Here is a 16,326-nt window from a genome sequence, read left to right as displayed (position 1 = left end):
GCCTTCCTCGACAGTCTCTGACCCCGAGCCCGGCCGACCCGGATTATGCCGACCAGCCCGCGAGATCACCCAGCATCAGCAAGGGCCCTCGACCCTCACGCGGCATAATCCGGCGGTCGACATAGGCCGACGACTTCGTCGTGTTGGTTCATGGCAGCCGCTCCGACGCCGAGGTGCTGCGTGAGGACGTCGCGCAGGTCCTGGCCCCGATGGGTTTGCGCCTGTCGGCGGTCAAGACCAGGGTCAGCCATATCGACGAGGGTCTGGACTTCTTGGGCTTCCGCATCCAGCGGCGGCGCAAGCCAGGAACGGCGAAGCGCGTGGTCTATACCTACCCGTCCAAGAAGGCCCTCGCGGGCATCATTGGGCGGGTCCGCGCGCTGACTCGACGGACAGCTCATCCGTCGCTCGCGGCCCTGCTGCGCCAGCTCAATCCGGTGCTGCGGGGCTGGTGCACCTACTTCCGACACGGCGTGTCGAAGGCGACCTTCGGCTATCTCGACGAGTACGCGTGGCGTCGAGTACTCCGATGGATCAAGCGCCGATATCGCAAAACGAAGTGGGCCGTCCTCTTCCGCCGCTTTTATGTGAACTGGCGGCCAACCGAGGACGACATCGTGCTGTTCCAGCCACAATCGGTGACGGTCAGCCGTTACCGCTACCGGGCTTCGAACATCGCGACACCCTGGGCGACGACCACGACATGATCAACGCCGACTGGCATCAGTCCGTGGAGAGCCCGGTGCGTGGAGACGCGCACGCCGGGTTCGGTGGGCGGGTCGGGGAAACACGCTGTTCCTCTGAACAGTGGTGCGCCCCGGCCCGACCCAACTCGTCCACGCACAGCACGATCGCCTTGTCCGGCGGGTTCAGATAGAGGCCGACTACGTCGCGGATCTTGGCTTCCAACTCCGGATCGGTGGAGAACTTGAACGTCTCGCGCCGCCAAGGCTGCAGCCCCCACTTCTTCCACGTCCTAGACACGGTGAAGTCGCTGATCCCCAAATGAGCGGCAAGCAGCCGGCTGGACCAATGCGTCACGCCCAACTGTTCGGGCGGCGGCTCCAGCGTCGCGAGCACGATCTGCACCGGGTCGATCACCACCGGACGACCCGACTTCGGCCGATCGTCCAACCCGGCGAGCCCCTCAGCGGCGTAACGCCGTTTCCAGCCGATCACCGCCGGCTTGCTCAACGTGACCCGCCGCACGATCTCGGCCGTCCCGACACCGTCTGCAGCCAGCAACACCACCCGGGCCCGCTGCGCGAGCCCGGCGCGCAGCGACGGTGACCGCGTCCACGACGCCAGCACCTCACGGTCACGTTCGGAAACCTGCACACCCACAGTCAACGGCATACATCATGATCCCACGAAGTAACGTTACTTCCCTAGCGCGACACTAGTGGGCTCAGCCCGCGTTCCCACAGATGATGCTGGAACGCCGCCTCCTCGACGACGGTCACGCCGCCGTCGAGCAGGAGCCGGAGCACCGCGAAGAACAGCGGATAGGTCCGTCGCGTGAGCGGGTCGCCGATCGCCGATTGAAATCCCGGTCCGTGGGCGTGGACCATGCCTTCCTTGATCTCATCGCGACAGATCGCCGGACAGCCCACGGCGGCGGCCAACCGGTGCGCCAACGTCGTCTTGCCCGAGCCAGCTTGCCCGGTGACGACTATCAGTCGAGGGCCCAGCTTCAACTGCTGCTCGGCCTCGGCGGGCGGCATAAATTCCAACAGGGCCCTCCCCGTCCTGTGGCTGAACAGCATGATGCCCAGGACGAGCGGCAGAGCGGCGGCCGCCTTCGGCCCGTTTGCATCGTTGGCTTGTTGCGTGGGTTGCGCTTGCCGCACTCTCCCGGGCGTGTCGCTGGGCCGGCCTATTGGTAGGAGATCATCAGCGGCGCGGGGTGGTGGGCCATGGTCTGGGCGGGGTCGAGCATCGGGGTGTCCTCGCGGTAGAAGTTCTTCCAACCCAAGGGCATGCCTGCCGGTGCGGTGGCGGTCACCGCACGCCAGGTGGCGTTCTTGAGGGCGGGCGAACCGTTGCCGTCCATGTGGATCAGCAACTGGATCTCCGGATGACGGGTATCAAGGTTCTGTTCGTTGCGAATCATCGACAGCTGGAACTGGTGCAGCACGAGCAGTTTCTGTGGCAGGTGCGCCGTGGCGGTGAGCTCGGCCAGCCAGGCGGTGACGGCATTGATGTCGGCGGCGTCGACACCGCCGATCTGTGCCAGCGGTCTCTGTCCCGGCTCCAGATGCCACTCCGCGTCCAAGGCCAGCCCGACCCCGGGTAAGCGCAGCAGATCGGTGTAGCGGCGGGCCTGGTCGAGGAAGTCGGCGCGGCCGGGCTGCAGGTCGAGCACCACATACATGCCCGCCGCGCTGGCCTGCTCGACCCACGGCTGCAACGAGGTTACCGTCGACTCCGACGAGTAGTCCCCGTCGTCACCGGGTTCGGAGCTGGCGGTCGTGGCGATGATCTCAAAGGTGGGGACCACGGGTACGTCACTGAGCGGGGCATAGGAGGCGGCGAGCTTCTTCGCGCGGGCAATGCTCGACGGCAGGTCCTGCGCACCGAGCACCCCCAGCGCCGAGGTCCCCGGGTGGCCATACAGCGCCACCAGTCGGCGGCCGGGAACAAGACCCGTCCCCGCCGGGCAGCTGGACGGGTGCCGTGGTCGGTGACGCAGTCACCGGCATGCCGGCCGTATTCATCGGAGTACCCGGCGGTCGCTGCGAGCTCGACGGCGCAAGAACAGGCGCTGCTCCCGGTGGTGTTGGATCGGCGCAGCCGGCGGCGAGCAGCAGCACCGCCGCGGCCAGGGCTGCTGCTACCTCACCAACCGATCGCAGCACCCCGAACCGGTGAAGGCCGCCCCTGTTCTTACCCACGTCGATCCCCCTTTTCACCTCCACAGGCCAACCAGCGGCTCGCGGCGTCGCCGCCGAGATGACCGTAGGCCGGGAGTTGACCACGCAGCGCAACGCCACGCCCACGCTGTGGTGCCGCCTGCTCATCGACGATTGGCAGTGCAGTGGGTGTTGACAATCCCCGCACAGGCCCCGATCCCGCGCTGTTCGCCGATGTCCCACGTGCTGCCAGTCTGGGACACACCCCTACCCAACGCTCTGCCAGGAGGCGTTCACCCCGTTGCACCGAGCCCCCTTCTGTGACCCACGCCGATAAGTGACACGGTTCTTGCAGCGGTATTCCGCACGGTCACTGAGCGCCGCAGGCCAAGGGGCGTCGGCGTATAGGGATCCCCTGCGGGACGCTGTGTAGGTTGAGGCTTCACCGCGCCAAGCGGCGCTGAGGCGGTTAGGACTACACCGGGTCCAGAAGCGTGTGCTGCGCTCCCCGCCGGTGGTTGCAGCGGCTCAGGCATGGGCCGCCAGCGAAATTGTCGGTGGCCTACCCTCACGCAGAACCTCAGTGTCGGTGGGGTCACGCTCCGAGGCACGTTGGTCCGCTTACCGCATCGCTGTCAGCTCGGAATGGTCGTCCTCAGGATGTGGGCCGAGCTGACCCGGCCCAGCTGAACGTGGTGCCTACTTCACGGTGACCGTGAAGCAACCGAACGAGGTCTGCTGCCCTGGGCCGATGTTAACGGCGTACGGGCAGAGTGTGTGCTTGCCCGCCTTCAGGTGTGCCACTCCGGCGAAGCCTTGCTTGGGCCCAGTGTGGCGAGCCTTCTGGACGTCGGGCCGGGAAACGCCGGAGGGCACGTTGAGGGTGTACTTGTGATCGACGGTCATGTGAATGACCAGCGGTTGGCTGGGCCACCGGCCGCGAACGCATTCGGCTCACGGCTGCGCTGCACGTAGAAGTCCACCTCGCTCGCGGCCAGCCCGGCCCGGGCCAGCGCCGCCGACCACGCCGGAGCAAGCAGCGCAACCTGCGCCTTGGTCGGCCGACGAGAACCGGCAGCGACTCGGACCGCGACACTCTCACCAACCCGCGAAAACACGGCTGCGCCGGATCCGATCCAGCCCAGCAGCACGGCGCCTTCCCACTCGCCCATCCATCCGAACAGCACGATCAGCAGCAGCACGCTGCCGACCATGGCCGGGACCGCGGTCAGCGCACGCCAGGCACCGAAATGGCCAGCACGACGCGGCACCGCGCCCACCGGAACTCGCACGGTCATCGCTGTCATTCTCGGCCACCCCTCAGTCCGCCTGTACGGAATCTGAGCGTGACACCGTGTACTGACACCCGACGCCTCACCTCACGCCCCGCCACGAGTGCCACAGCGTCGCCGACGCCCTCTACGGTGCGACACTCGTGAGGAAGCTACGAGCATGGTTGGAAGGGGCAAACGGCACGACGTCGCAGACGGGCAGCTGTCATTCGATTCGCTGCTGTGGGGACCGGCCGCCGACGCGGGGAAGGAAGGGGAAGGCGATGAGCGAGACCAGCACCAACCCACCGCCGCCGAACCCGTACGGGCAGATGGCGCGGCAGCACTGGGCGAAGTGGCGGCCGAGCGAGCTGAGCCAGATCCCGGACCCGGAGGAGTTCTTTTCGAGATTGGGTCTGGAAGCGGAGGCCCAGATAGATCAGCTGGCAGCGGACCTGGCCGGAGACGACCCGGGCGGGGAGGGCTACCTGGAGAAAGTGGGGAGGCTTCGCATGGCACGGATGACAGCAGAGAGCCAGGTGCTCCGGGAGCTGATCTTGCTCCCGGCCGAGCCGGAACACCCGGAGTACGACCAGGAGGACGACGAGCTGCCGAGCCAGTACCCGGCCGAAGCGCCGTGGCTGCCGGTGGTGATGACCGAGGACCATCCGAACTACCACGACCTGGACGACGACCCGGGCCTACGCAAGACCTACCTCGACCAGACCAGCGACTCCGACAGCGGCACGACGAGCCACCCCACGACCTAACGCCGGCGACGTTTCGGGCCGCCACCCAAGACGACCTCGCACCGGGCGGCGCGGCTGCGAAGGTGACCGCCAACGTCGCCGCACTGACGTTGCTGCGCGAGCTGCAGACGGCCGCCCGGCCCGCCACCGGCGACGAGCAGCAAGTGATCGCCCGCTGGTCCGGCTGGGGGGCCGTCCCTGCCGTATTCGACGAACGCAGCGAACGGTTCGCCGCCGCCCGCGCGGAGTTGAAGCAGCTGCTCGACGAACGCGAATGGCGGGCCGCGTCCAAGACCACCCTCAACGCCCACTACACCGACGCCGCGCTCGCGCAGACCATGTGGGACGTCGTCACCGACGCAGGATTCGGCGCCGAGAGCGAGCCCGTTCGGGTGCTCGAGCCGGGCTGCGGCGCCGGCACCTTCATCGGCCTAGCGCCGGCCGCGGTCACCGCCAAGGACAGCGCCCTGTTCGGGGTCGAGCTGGACCCGACCACCGCAGCGATCGCCCAGCATCTGTACCCGCACGCCGACATCCGTCAGGAATCCTTCGCCCATACCCGTATGCCCCGCGACTACCTCGACCTGGTCATCGGCAACGTCCCATTCGGCAAAGTCGCCCTCCACGACCCCGTGCACAACGGCGGCGGCCATTCGCTGCACAACCACTTCATCATCAAGTCCCTCGCCCTGACCCGCCCCGGCGGCGTCGTGACAGTGCTGACCAGCCACTACACGATGGACGCGACCAACCCGGCCGCCCGCCGCGAGATCGCCGCCATGTCCGACCTGGTCGCCGCGGTGCGACTGCCGATGTCCGCGCACCAGCGCGCCGCCGGAACGCAGGCCATCACCGACGTGCTCGTGCTGCGCCGCCGCGACCCCGCCGACGGGCCAGGCGACGCCGACGGGTGGCCCAGCACGGCTGCTAGAACCGGCTTCCAGCGCTTGCTGCCACGCGGCTCCGGTTTCGACGGCGTCGCACACTACGTCGGTGGTATCGATCAACGCGTCGTACGTGTACCCGGAGCAGCGTTTGGGCGGTCATCAACCGAGACGCTCGGGCCAAGCGATACCGCGCCAGGGCCTGCTTTCGGTACAGCGGCGGAAACAGGCGGTGAGCAGCACGGGTTGCTCCGACTAGGACCATAAGCTTGAGTGCCGAGAGCCCACGGGTCACTGGCAAGGCTGGAGCCAACACAGAAGCAGCTCAGTCACACATGGTGATCCCGTCACGGTCAAGGCCAAAGAAACAGCGACCACGTGGGACGGTCTCATTCTGTCAACCAGTCGGTCGTCACGTCTTTCGGGTCACGTCCTATGGACAGCGGCGGGTGGCAGTTGTTTGCTGCCGGCCGCATGGCTGCCGTGGTGACGTGCGGCGCGCGTCGTGCGCCAGGGGTGCCGGTAGGTCGTGGTTGGCCCGTGGGTCTTGGCGATGGAGCGCGGGGCTGACGCCGTCGACCGATGGTATGGCGGTGAGCGGAGCTGGCACGAGGCGTGAGAGCCATCCGAAGCAGGTGGGCAGCACGGCGTTGAAGGTGGCGAAGTTGTGGGCGCCGCGTGGCAGCGCCAGGGTCCATAGCTCAAGCGGTGGACGGTGCGCTCTGGCCAGCTGTTCTCCGGCGCGGTACGAGGCGCGGTCGGACCGGATCGAGACCACCAGCAAGTCCAGTGCCGGTGCTCGGTGGTGCTGAAGCTGCCAGATCAGGTTGTTGGCGTCGGCCAGTGCCCGGCTTCCCCCGAACAAGCTTCCGGTCGTGGCGTCATGCGCTGCGGCGTTGTATCCAGCGATGGAAACCGCTGCCCCGAACAGGTCGGGATGCCTGAACGCCAGGTTGGCCGCACAGTAGCCGCCGGTGGAAACGCCCAGCACACCCCACGGTGAGGACGAGGCTCGGAACGCGTCAACGGTCGCGCGGTGCACGTCGATCGTCAGGTAGGTGTCGACCTGCGGACCGCGCGTGACGTTCACGCATTCGGTGTCACGGGGCGAGACGACGTTCTGAACAGGGATCACCGCGATGAACGGCACGCTTTCGCCTGTGCTTATCAGATGATCCAGAACGTGGGAGATGTGGCTCACCCGGAGCCAGCTCTGAGGGCCACCAGGAAATCCGGACAAGAGCTCGACCACCGGAAAGCTGCGCCGGGAGTACGCCGGATCGCCGTACTGCGGCGGCAGATACACCGTCGCCGGATCAGCCAGCACCCCACTGTCGGCCGCCGGAACAGCAAGGGCCACGACCGTCCCCCGCCCGGCCCGGTAGTTCGCGGCCAGCTTCGGGCCCAGCACGCTGTCCATGCTGCCCGACCGGGCGGCGTAACGGGTGGCTGGACGGTGCTGACCCAGCAACTCGCCCCAGGAGGAGTAGAAGACGAACACATCGTTGACCGACACTGCCACCACCAACACGGCGGTGAGCTGGCACCCGAACACCATGAGACCCCGGACCGCCCACCGCGCCACGCCGAGCGCGGCCAGCTTCTCCCAGCACGCGACCGTGCATATGACTGCCGACAACGCCAGCGCGATGACCATCGCCAGCGTGCCTGACCCGATCAACGACATGACCGCGACTCCTCTCCTGGTCGCCCTGCAGAAGTCGACTGCTGCCACTCTCACGCCCACTGTGGCCTCGGCAACTGTGAAGCCGGTGTGAATCAGACGGTGCCAGTACCTCATGTCATGTTGCAGCGACCGTCCTGGGTTCAGGGGGCACCGTGGCACGACCGGTCATTGCTAGGCGGGCATCGCAGGAATTGGGAGGGTGGCGGCACCGTGCGATGCGCGCGGACCGCCGGTTCACCGATGCGATCGGCTGACACGACAAGCGCCTGCCGACGCGCGCGACCTGCTGCTGGGACACATCTCGGTCCGTGGTGATCGGGCGGCCATCGGACCCGTCAGCCGAGGACTCCGCGCTCGATGCGCTGCACCAAGCCCTGCTGCCAGCCGGGCTCGGGCTTGGCCGTCTCGATCCACCAGGTCGCGCCGGCGTCGGCGTAAGCGGCCAACTCGCCCGCGAGTGCCGTGGGGTTCTCGGTTACCTCGGCCCAGACGGCAATGTCATAGCCGTCGAGCCGTCCGCGCTCGGCCAGCACCTGGTCGCGCACACCCGCGATCTGTACAACGCTCGGGCGCGCGAGTCGTCCGTCGGCCCACGCGATCGGCACGGCGCCGTCCCAGCGCGCGGCCCGGCTCATCGGGCGGCGCAGGGGCAGCGTTCCACCGACCCACACCGGTATCCGCGGCCGTTGCGCGGGCCGGGGCAGAAAGCGCACCGGTTCCATCCGGTAGTGCTTGCCGTGGTGGCCGAAGCGCTCACCGCTCCACAGGCCGTCCAGGATCGCCAGCCCCTCGTCGAGCATCTCGGCGCGGGCCACCGGATCGGCCTCGTCGCCGAAGAGGGCGAAGTCGCCCCGGGCGGGTGAGCCGATTCCGACGCCCAGCACCAGCCGCCCGCCGCTGAGCAGGTCCAGGGTCGCGGTCTGGCGAGCGAGCACCCATGGCCTGCGCCGCGACACCGGGGTGATCATGGTGCCGACCTTGAGGTGGCGGGTTCGGGCCGCGATCAGCGCGAGCACCAGCCAAGGGTCAACGATGTCGGGGCCGGCGCCGTCGTTTGCGAACACCAGGTGGTCCCATAGGAAGAAGGCGTCGAAACCGGCCTGCTCGGCGGCGACGCCCAGTTCCACGAGGTCTGCGGGGTTTTCGGCGAAACACGGGGCGGCCAGGCCCCGCAGTGGTGAGGTCATGCGCGCTCCCAGCAGTGAAGATGGCTCACGCCATGGCGGATGCCAGTATGTCGGCCGTGACTCCGACGTGGTCCTCGGCCCGCGCCTCGACCTGGGCTGCCGTTTCGGGAAGGCACAGGATCGGCATCAGCCCTACGCCGTGACCTGGCCGCGGGCTGGTCGTGGTCAGCGCGACGCCGATAGTCAGCCAGCCGCTGCGATATCCGGCGTTGTGGCGCACGTCCAGATCGCGCACGGCCACCAGATCGCCGATGGCCAGCGCGCCGAGGCCGTGGTCGGTCGCGATGGCCTTGTCGACCTGCAGGTCCAAGTCCCACTGATGAGCTGGCCGGCCGATGCCGTTGCCGATCAGCTTCGACCCGACGCTGCCGCGCACCTGGGCCGAGACGCCGCTCTCGCCGAGGTCCAACGGCAACATCGCCAGCAGCCCCGGATCGATGTTGAGCAACTGCCCGCCAAGGTTGGCCAGCGGCTCGGGCAACCGGGCGCCCTGCCCGAACGCGCGCACCGCCATCGCGTCGCCGGGCACCAGCCGGGCCAGCACGTCGGGCTCGAACCACGCCAACACCCGGCCCTGCTCGCCACGCTTGCCCAGCACGGCGCCGGTCGCGCCCGCGGCGGCGCCGGAGCGGACGGTGACCCGGTTGCCCAGGCACGCGAAAGCCGTGAGGGCGTGCCTGGCCGCCTGCTCGGGATGCACTATCGACACACCAGGGCTGGCGTGATCGGTGTCGTAGCCGAAGACGCTGTCGCCCAGGCCCAGGCCCAGCACCACACCGCCGTCGCCGGTCGGAACGTAGGGACGGCCGTCGGCGTCCACCAGGTAGGGGTTGCTGTCCAGGCCAGGGTGCTCGATGACGCCTGCGGTGTTGGTGGCAAGGACGATGTCGGTGCTCATGCGCTGGCTCCAAGCCCGGTCAGTGCCGCGAAGGCGTTGCTCAGGTTGGCCCGGTCATCGAGCCTGATGTCGAAGGCCCCGGTCGGTCCGCTGAGCAGCGTGCTCGGCCCGGGGCCGTGGCCGAACAGCCGGCAATGGCCGGTGCTGATCACGCCGACCGTGGTGTAGCCGGGGCGGAATCCACGGCCGTACCGGTGGTCCTGGTCCTCCAGCACCACCACATCGGCGATCCGCAAGCGCTCCAGGCCGAGCGAGAGATCCTCGCTCTGGCCGGCGTAGGCGCCCATCAGGTCGGTGTTTGCGTATTCGGAGTACATCCCGGCGCCCGCGCCGACGGCCTCCGCGGGCACCCGGGCGGCGACCGGCACCACGAGCCGGCCGTCCGCCCCCGTCTCCAACCCCAGGGCGTCCAGCAGGTCCGGAGCGCAGTTCTTCACCACCACGTCCGCATGGTCGGTCAGCTTGAGCCGCTGCCCCGCGGCATGCACGCTGACAGCGTCGCCGGTGCACACCTGCGAGAGTTCTTCCTCGGCGAAGTCGGCGAGGACGTAGGCGTGCTGGCCGATGACGCGCCCGGTGGCGCCGGCAGCCGGGCCGCTGCGGACCGTCACCACGTTGCCGATGCAGGACAGGAACTGCAGCGCCATGTTGGGCCGATCCTCGCGGTGCCGGATCGACAGCCCCGGTTCCAGGTGGTCGGCGGCGTAGCCGGCCGCCGGGTCGCCCGGGTGCACGCCCAAGGTCACGCCACCCATGCCCGGCAGGACGAACGGCGTTCCATCCGCGTCGGTGCGGTAGGCGTGCCGGTCACCCAGTGCGGGCCACACCTCTCCGGTGAGCACCTGGGTCACCAGGCGGTCGCGGTTGGTGGCAAGGGTCATCGTGAAGCTCCGATCACAGGGGCGGACCCGAGCCGGAAACCGGCGGCTCGGATGGCTGGGGCAGTGCTGGACCCGTTCCAGACGTTCATCAGCGGTAAGGTCCGCCGGGTGCTTGCCACCGCGTCCACGCGCGAGAGCAGCCCCAGCACCGACTGGGTGAACCGCATTCCGGTCAGGGGCCTGCCGAGCGCACCGTCGACGATCTCGAAGCAGGCGTCGCGGGTAACGCCGGTGATGGTGCTCGCGTTGCGGTCGACCATGCGGGTGTACCAGAAGCGCTGGATGTAGACGCCGCGCCCGACCCCGGCGATCAGCTCAGCCTCGGTGGCGCCACCGGCCGACATGACTAGGTTGGCAGCCTGGGTCGCCGGCGGTTCCTCGCGCGCGATATGAGCGTGCCCGGTGGAACCGAGGCCGAGCTGGGCGCCGGTCGCCAGATCGGTGACCGGCGAGCCGACGACTCCGGCCCGCAGCAGGTCGACCCGCTGTTTGGGGACGCCCTCGATGTCGAAGCCGATCGGCAGCCCCACGTCGGCCAGCGCGTCGTCGGCGACCGTGACCAGGTGGCTTGCCAGTTGCTGCCCGGCGCAGCTGGCCGATACCCCGACTCCCGCCGCGGCGAGTTCACCGGAGAATCCGAAACCGGGCAGGAACTCCAGCAGCTCGGCGGTGGCCTCGGGACCCAGCACGACGTCGTACTCGCCCGGCTCCAGTTCACCGCGACCCAGGCCGGCCACGGCCTGCGCGGCACCGGCGCGCAGGGCCTCGCTCAGTCCCAGCCGGTGCACCGCCCGGCCGAGGTCGGCGAAGTGCGCGGTGCCCTCGGCCACCGAGAACGTGAAGGCGCCCGAGGCCTCGGTCGCGGACGTGGCCCGCGCGACGCCGGCGCTGGTGGCCACCACCAGCTGGTTGACCGCCCGGGCGAACATCCCCGCCACCGAGCCGCGCACCGCGTCCGCCGTAGCGCTGGCCTCGGCCACCAGGGCCGCGCGGGCTGCCGCGTCGAAGGCCGCCGTGCCGTCGTCGAAGAAAACCGCGCTGCCGGAGCCGTCAGCGCTGCCGGTGTCGGGCGTCGCCACCGTGGTGTGACCCGGGGCGGGCGCGGCCGCGGCGATGCCACGGGCCATCCGGGCAGCGGTCAACACGGCCGCGTCCAGACCCGCCAGGCTGCTCGCGGAGGCGCGGGCGGCATGGCCGTCCACGACCGCCCGGACCATCACCTGCACCTCGGTCACGTCCTGCGGCTGGTGGATCCTGCCATCGGCGAAGCGGGTGTACTCCCCGGTACGGGCGAGCACGAAGGCGTCGAACTGGTCCGCGCCACCGCCGGTGACCGCCTTGGCCAGCTCGTGCAACGCCCGATCGCCGTCGACGGCGGCGTCGAAAGGCGGTGTCCCGCTCATCAGGCCACCCCGATCCGCTGCTGACGCACCAGGACCGGCGCGGCGCCGTGGCTGAGGAACCCCCATTGCTTGGGTTCTCCCTTGCCGCACGGATAGCCGAAGTTGCGGACCTCGTCCGGGCCGGCCACCGCTTCGACCGCGCCCCAGAACTGCGGCGTGATGCCGCCGTAGGAGAAGTTCTTCAGCAACCGACCGCGCCGGCCGTCGCGCACCTCGTAGGCGACCTCGGTGCCGAACTGGAAGTTCAGGCGCTGATTGTCGATGGACCAGCTGCGGTTGTCATCGATGTAGTAGCCGTGGCCCAGCCGCTGGATCAGCTCGTCGAGAGAGCCGCTGCCCGACTCCAGGTGCACATGGGTCGAGAAGCACACCGGCAGGTAGCCCCAACCGTCCGAGCGCGCCGCTCCGGTCACCGGCAGGCCGGCCCGGGCGGCGGAGTCCCGGGAGGACAGCGTGTTCTCGACGACGCCGGCCACGACCAGCGGGGTACGCCGGGCCGGCGATCCCTCGTCGTCGAAGGCGAAGCTGCCGCGGGTTCCCGCGACTGTCGAGTCCGAGGTGATGTTGACCGCCGGCGAGCCGTAGCGCAGGCTGCCGACATCGGCGACCGAGATGAACGACGTGCCGGCGAAGTTGCGCTCATCGCCCAGCATCCGGTCCAACTCCAGGGCATGGCCGCAGGATTCGTGGATCTGCAACGACACCTGCTGGGCGCCGATCACCAGGTCGGCGGTTCCGGGGTCCGCGGTGGGCGCCCTCAGCAGCGCGACCGCCTCTTCGCCGACCCGCGCGGCGTTGCCCGGCAGATCCAGCTGCAGCACGAACTCCCAGCCGGCGCCACCGGTGTTGCCGTGGAAAGAATTGGGAAAACTGCGCCGCTGCACGTCGTGGTCATCGACCGCGACCGCCAGCATCATCGCGCCGGACTCGGTCAGGTGCTGGTGCTGCCGCGATCCCTCGGTGTCGGCGAAGTGCCGGTGCTGGCGCTTGGCGTTGATGCCGGCCTGCGCGTCGCGGACCTCGCCCGGCGCCGACATGCCGGCCAGCACCTCGCTGAGCAGCCCGTGGCGCTGCGCGTCGGACACCTCGAACGGGTCCGTTCGCACCGCGGTCTCATACCGTCCGGAGCTGCCCTGGCGTGGTGGCAGTCGAACCGGCGGCCCGAGGCCGCCCCCCGCGCGGGCGACCGACACCGCCTGCCGGGCTGCGGCGCCGGCGTCGGGTGCGCCGGCCAGCGGCCGCGAGGCAAATCCCCAGGCGCCGTCGACCAGTACCCGCACGCCGATTCCCAGGTTGTGCTCCCGCCGCTCGTCGGGGTCGGCGCCGGCACGGTGATAGAGTCGCAGCTCCTCGCACTCGACGAGCCGAGCATCGGCGAAGTCCGCGTCGCCGCCGACCTCGCTCAGGGCCGCTTCCAGCAGTTCCGTGGCGACGGCGTCCTCGGACAGCTCGCCCCACTGGTGTGCCGATCCGCTGCTGGACCGCTGCTGTTGCGTCGGCGAGTCCGTTGATCTCATCGGGGTAATCTCCGTTCGGTCCTGAGAAAGTCGGCGAGCTGGGACAGGCCGTGCACGATGGCGGACCGCTCAGCCGCAAGCGACAGCCGAAGATGGCTCCGCCCGGCCGGGCCGAAGGCGCTTCCGGGCGCGGTCGCCACGCCGCGGGCCTGCAGGAAGTCCAGCGCGAAGCGTGCTGTGTCGGTGATCTCGTCCGGCAGGCTGAGCCAGAGGTAGAACGCCCCGGCGGGCACGGTGTGGGTCAACTCGAGTTCGGTCGCCGCGGACACGGCGGCGTCGCGTCGCTCGCGGTAGGCCTGGCGCATCTGTCCGGCGACTTCTTGCGGCCCGCTCAACGCCTGCACCGCGGCCCACTGCGTGACCGTGTTGACCGAGGACGCGATGGTCTCCTGTACCCGCGTCATCCTCGCGATCGTGGCGGGCGCGGCCACGGCGTAGCCGACCCGCCATCCGGTCATCGGGTAGGTCTTGGAGAGCGAGAACGCCGTGATCGAGGCCGCCATCGGCGCGGCCACCGAAAACGTCGTGTTCGGGCGGTCGAACCAGAGCTGGTCATAGCACTCGTCCGAGACCACCCACAGCCCGTGCTTGGCGGCCCACTCTCCCAGCTCTGCCTGATCCGCGTCCGACCACACCGCGCCGGTCGGGTTTGACGGGGTGTTCAGCACGACAGCGCGGGTCCGCGCGGTGCGGACTGCCTCCAGGCCGGCTCGGCCGGCGAAGCCGCCGGTCGCCGGGTCAAGGGCGTAGCGGACCGGTCGCGCGCCCACCGCCAGCGCGATCGAGGCCAGGTTCGGCCACCCCGGATCGGGCACCAGGATCTCGTCGTCCTGATCGAGAACAGCCCGATAGGCGCTGTGCAATCCGCCGACACCGCCTGCGGTGACGAGCACCTGGTCCGGCGAGATCTCGGCGAGGCCGTTGTCGCGCACGAGCTTGGCGCAGACGGCCTCGCGAAGCGCCGGGATTCCCGCGCTCGGCGCGTACCGGGTGTGGCCGGCTCGGGCGGCGCGGTACGCCGCGTCGACGATCGCCGGCGGCGTCGGCCAGTCCGGCTCGCCGAACTCCAGGTGGACCGCGTCAGGATGCGCCCACGCCGCGTTGGCGAGCGCTCGGATGCCTGAAGGCGGCACCTGCTCGATCTGGTGTCCCAGTGCCGGCCGGCTCACCACACACCCCGGAACTGGCCGCCGTCACAACTGACGAAAGCTCCGGTGACGTAGGAAGCGGCGTCCGAGGCGAGGAACAGCGCCACCGCCGCGAACTCCGCCGGATCGCCGTAGCGACCGGCCGGAATTCCCGCGGCGCTCGCCGCGCGGACCTCGGCAACCGGGCGGCCTTCGCGCTCGGCCCGCTTGGCGTCGAGCTGCGCGACCCGGGCGGTGTCGATCCGGCCGGGCAGCACGCCGTTGACGGTGACGCCGTCCGGGGCGACGGTGGCCGAGACGGTCTTGAGCCAGCCGCTGAGCGCCGCCCTTCCGGCGTTGGAGTAGGACAGGTCGGGCAACGGCTCGCGAACGCCTGAGGACAGCACCGCCACCACGCGGCCCCAGGACTGCGCGCGCATGGCCGGCAGCAGCCTGGTGGCGAGGTCGATCGGTGTCACCGCGAGCAGTTGCAGGGCCTTGCGCCACTGGTCTGCGTCGGTGCGATCGGGCGGGCACGGCGGCGGGCCGCCGGCGTTGAGGACGAGCACGTCGGCGCCGCCGAGCCGCTGCAGGGCGGTCTCGGCCACCAGCTGAGCCGTTCCCGGGTCCGCGGCGTCCGCGGCCAGCACGTACACCGTGGCGCTGGTGGAGCGCAGCTCGGCGGCGGTCTCCTGCAGCCGACCCAGGTCGCGCGCCCACAGCAGCAGATCCGCGCCCTGGGCGGCGAAGCCCTGCGCGATCGCGCGGCCTAGGCCGGAGCTGGCGCCGCCGATCACGACCCTGCGCGCGCTCACGCCCAAGCTCCTGCCGAGGCCACCGACAGTGCCGGCCGCTCCGGTTTCAGGCCGACCCGGTCCAGCACGTCGTCTAGCTCGGCGAGGGTGATCTCCTCGAGGTTCGGGCGCAACGCCCTCGTCCGGGCATGGGCGATCACACCGCGGCGGCGCAACACCTCTTTGCGGATGCCCAGGCCGACCACCGGCTGACCCTCGAAGCTGAGGTACGGCAGGTAGCGGTCGAACAGCGCGGCGGCGTGGGCGTGCTCGCCGTTGGCGACGGCGATCCGAAGAGCCCGCAGGATCTCGGGGAAGGCGAACCCGGTCATGGTTCCGGACGCGCCTCTGCGCAACTCGGCGTAGGCACTCACCCCACCCAGGCCGCCGAAGACGGTCAACCCGCCACGCTCGCTCAGCAACCGGCTGATCTTCGGCGGTGTCGGCGGATCCTCGAGCTTGACGATGCTGCTGGCCGAGCCGTCCAAGGCGGCCAGCAGCGCGGACACCGGCATCGGCACCCCGGTCGCAGCCGGCTCGTCCTGCACGATCACCGGAACGCCTGCGCTGCCGCAAGCCGCGGTGAAGAATCCACGGATCTGGTCGGTGTCGCGGAGCAGAGTCGGCGCCGACACCATCACGGCCGCCGCGCCCAGCTGCTGGGCACGGGCGATGCGCTGGGCCGTCAGGGGCGCCGACGGCGACGAGCAGCCGACCGCGATCGGCAGCCTGCCCTGAGCCGCGGCCAGCACCGCCCGCAGCACCAGGTCGCGCTCGTCGTCGCTGAGCGCGGTGACCTCGCCCATCACGCCCAGCACGGTGATGCCGTCGACGCCCCAGTCCGCCGTGGCTTCGACGATCTCGGCGAGCCCGGCTGGGTCAACGGCGCCGGCGGCGGTGAACGGAGTCGGGCTGACGAACCAGGTTCCCGACAAACCGGCGTGGTGGGCGATGCCGCTGTCCTGCGGTGTTGGCTGGTTCGGCGGTGTCAGCTGGTTCGGCGGTGTCAGCTGGTTCAGCGGTGCTGGGCTGTCGTGCACGGCTCGGTTCTCCCTTGACGGTGGGCGGGACGGCTC

General features: G+C 69.8%; 17 protein-coding genes. 3 read left to right on the top strand and 14 right to left on the bottom strand.

Annotated features, from left to right (window positions below; translation table 11 throughout):
- Positions 1–140 precede the first annotated feature (140 nt).
- Positions 141–707 carry a group II intron maturase-specific domain-containing protein gene (locus RM423_RS19065; protein WP_311424635.1) on the top strand — a complete coding sequence of 189 codons (567 nt, stop codon included), beginning with the start codon at positions 141–143 and terminating at the stop codon, positions 705–707.
- 16 nt (positions 708–723) lie between these two features.
- On the opposite strand, the gene RM423_RS19060 is transcribed toward RM423_RS19065, so the two are convergent.
- From RM423_RS19060 to RM423_RS19040, 5 genes are all read right to left on the bottom strand, one after another.
- Positions 724–1,356: an IS630 family transposase gene (locus RM423_RS19060; protein ID WP_396327790.1), complete on the bottom strand. Its 633-nt coding sequence runs from the start codon at positions 1,354–1,356 to the stop codon at positions 724–726.
- A 32-nt stretch (positions 1,357–1,388) separates the two neighbouring features.
- Complete coding sequence (locus RM423_RS19055; RefSeq protein WP_311424634.1) at positions 1,389–1,850, bottom strand: AAA family ATPase; 462 nt, start codon at positions 1,848–1,850, stop codon at positions 1,389–1,391.
- A gap of 26 nt (positions 1,851–1,876) precedes the next feature.
- Complete coding sequence (locus RM423_RS19050) at positions 1,877–2,623, bottom strand: hypothetical protein (protein WP_311424633.1); 747 nt, start codon at positions 2,621–2,623, stop codon at positions 1,877–1,879.
- A gap of 928 nt (positions 2,624–3,551) precedes the next feature.
- Positions 3,552–3,758 carry a hypothetical protein gene (locus RM423_RS19045; protein ID WP_311424632.1) on the bottom strand — a complete coding sequence of 69 codons (207 nt, stop codon included), beginning with the start codon at positions 3,756–3,758 and terminating at the stop codon, positions 3,552–3,554.
- Positions 3,755–4,150, bottom strand: a complete 396-nt coding sequence (locus RM423_RS19040) for a hypothetical protein (RefSeq protein WP_311424631.1) — start codon at positions 4,148–4,150, stop codon at positions 3,755–3,757. Before RM423_RS19040 ends, RM423_RS19045 begins: the two co-directional genes overlap by 4 nt.
- A 257-nt stretch (positions 4,151–4,407) precedes the next feature.
- Here RM423_RS19040 and RM423_RS19035 point away from each other — a divergent pair, with 257 nt between their 5' ends.
- Both RM423_RS19035 and RM423_RS19030 read left to right on the top strand, forming a co-directional pair.
- Entirely contained in the window at positions 4,408–4,893 is a 486-nt protein-coding gene (locus RM423_RS19035) for a hypothetical protein (protein WP_311424630.1), read from the top strand.
- A gap of 62 nt (positions 4,894–4,955) precedes the next feature.
- Positions 4,956–6,023, top strand: a complete 1,068-nt coding sequence (locus RM423_RS19030) for a class I SAM-dependent methyltransferase (RefSeq protein WP_311424629.1) — start codon at positions 4,956–4,958, stop codon at positions 6,021–6,023.
- 166 nt (positions 6,024–6,189) lie between these two features.
- On the opposite strand, the gene RM423_RS19025 is transcribed toward RM423_RS19030, so the two are convergent.
- The 9 genes from RM423_RS19025 to RM423_RS18985 all read right to left on the bottom strand — a co-directional run bounded on the left by RM423_RS19025 (position 6,190) and on the right by RM423_RS18985 (position 16,290).
- A complete protein-coding gene (locus tag RM423_RS19025; RefSeq protein ID WP_311424628.1) occupies positions 6,190–7,443 on the bottom strand; it encodes an alpha/beta hydrolase in 1,254 nt (417 codons plus the stop codon).
- A 335-nt stretch (positions 7,444–7,778) separates the two neighbouring features.
- Positions 7,779–8,630, bottom strand: a complete 852-nt coding sequence (locus RM423_RS19020) for an LLM class flavin-dependent oxidoreductase (protein ID WP_311424627.1) — start codon at positions 8,628–8,630, stop codon at positions 7,779–7,781.
- Between the two features lie 25 nt (positions 8,631–8,655).
- Positions 8,656–9,528, bottom strand: coding sequence for a DUF4438 family protein (locus tag RM423_RS19015; protein ID WP_311424626.1), 873 nt, complete (start codon positions 9,526–9,528; stop codon positions 8,656–8,658).
- Positions 9,525–10,409 carry a DUF4438 family protein gene (locus tag RM423_RS19010; RefSeq protein ID WP_311424625.1) on the bottom strand — a complete coding sequence of 295 codons (885 nt, stop codon included), beginning with the start codon at positions 10,407–10,409 and terminating at the stop codon, positions 9,525–9,527. Before RM423_RS19010 ends, RM423_RS19015 begins: the two co-directional genes overlap by 4 nt.
- Positions 10,406–11,812, bottom strand: coding sequence for a TldD/PmbA family protein (locus RM423_RS19005; RefSeq protein WP_311424624.1), 1,407 nt, complete (start codon positions 11,810–11,812; stop codon positions 10,406–10,408). Before RM423_RS19005 ends, RM423_RS19010 begins: the two co-directional genes overlap by 4 nt.
- Positions 11,812–13,329, bottom strand: coding sequence for a TldD/PmbA family protein (locus RM423_RS19000; protein WP_311424623.1), 1,518 nt, complete (start codon positions 13,327–13,329; stop codon positions 11,812–11,814). The genes RM423_RS19005 and RM423_RS19000 overlap by 1 nt, the downstream gene beginning before the upstream one ends.
- Positions 13,326–14,498: a pyridoxal phosphate-dependent aminotransferase gene (locus RM423_RS18995; protein WP_311424622.1), complete on the bottom strand. Its 1,173-nt coding sequence runs from the start codon at positions 14,496–14,498 to the stop codon at positions 13,326–13,328. The genes RM423_RS19000 and RM423_RS18995 overlap by 4 nt, the downstream gene beginning before the upstream one ends.
- Entirely contained in the window at positions 14,495–15,271 is a 777-nt protein-coding gene (locus RM423_RS18990) for an SDR family oxidoreductase (RefSeq protein ID WP_311424621.1), read from the bottom strand. The genes RM423_RS18995 and RM423_RS18990 overlap by 4 nt, the downstream gene beginning before the upstream one ends.
- On the bottom strand, positions 15,268–16,290 hold the full coding sequence (locus RM423_RS18985) for a dihydrodipicolinate synthase family protein (protein ID WP_311424620.1): 1,023 nt from the start codon (positions 16,288–16,290) through the stop codon (positions 15,268–15,270). The genes RM423_RS18990 and RM423_RS18985 overlap by 4 nt, the downstream gene beginning before the upstream one ends.
- Between the last annotated feature and the right edge of the window lie 36 nt (positions 16,291–16,326).

Origin of the sequence: Jatrophihabitans lederbergiae, from assembly GCF_031845305.1 — a bacterium.
In the GTDB taxonomy this organism is placed as follows: domain Bacteria; phylum Actinomycetota; class Actinomycetes; order Mycobacteriales; family Jatrophihabitantaceae; genus Jatrophihabitans_A; species Jatrophihabitans_A lederbergiae.
Note: the sequence above shows the minus strand (reverse complement) of the source record. Positions and strands in the feature narration are given on the sequence as shown.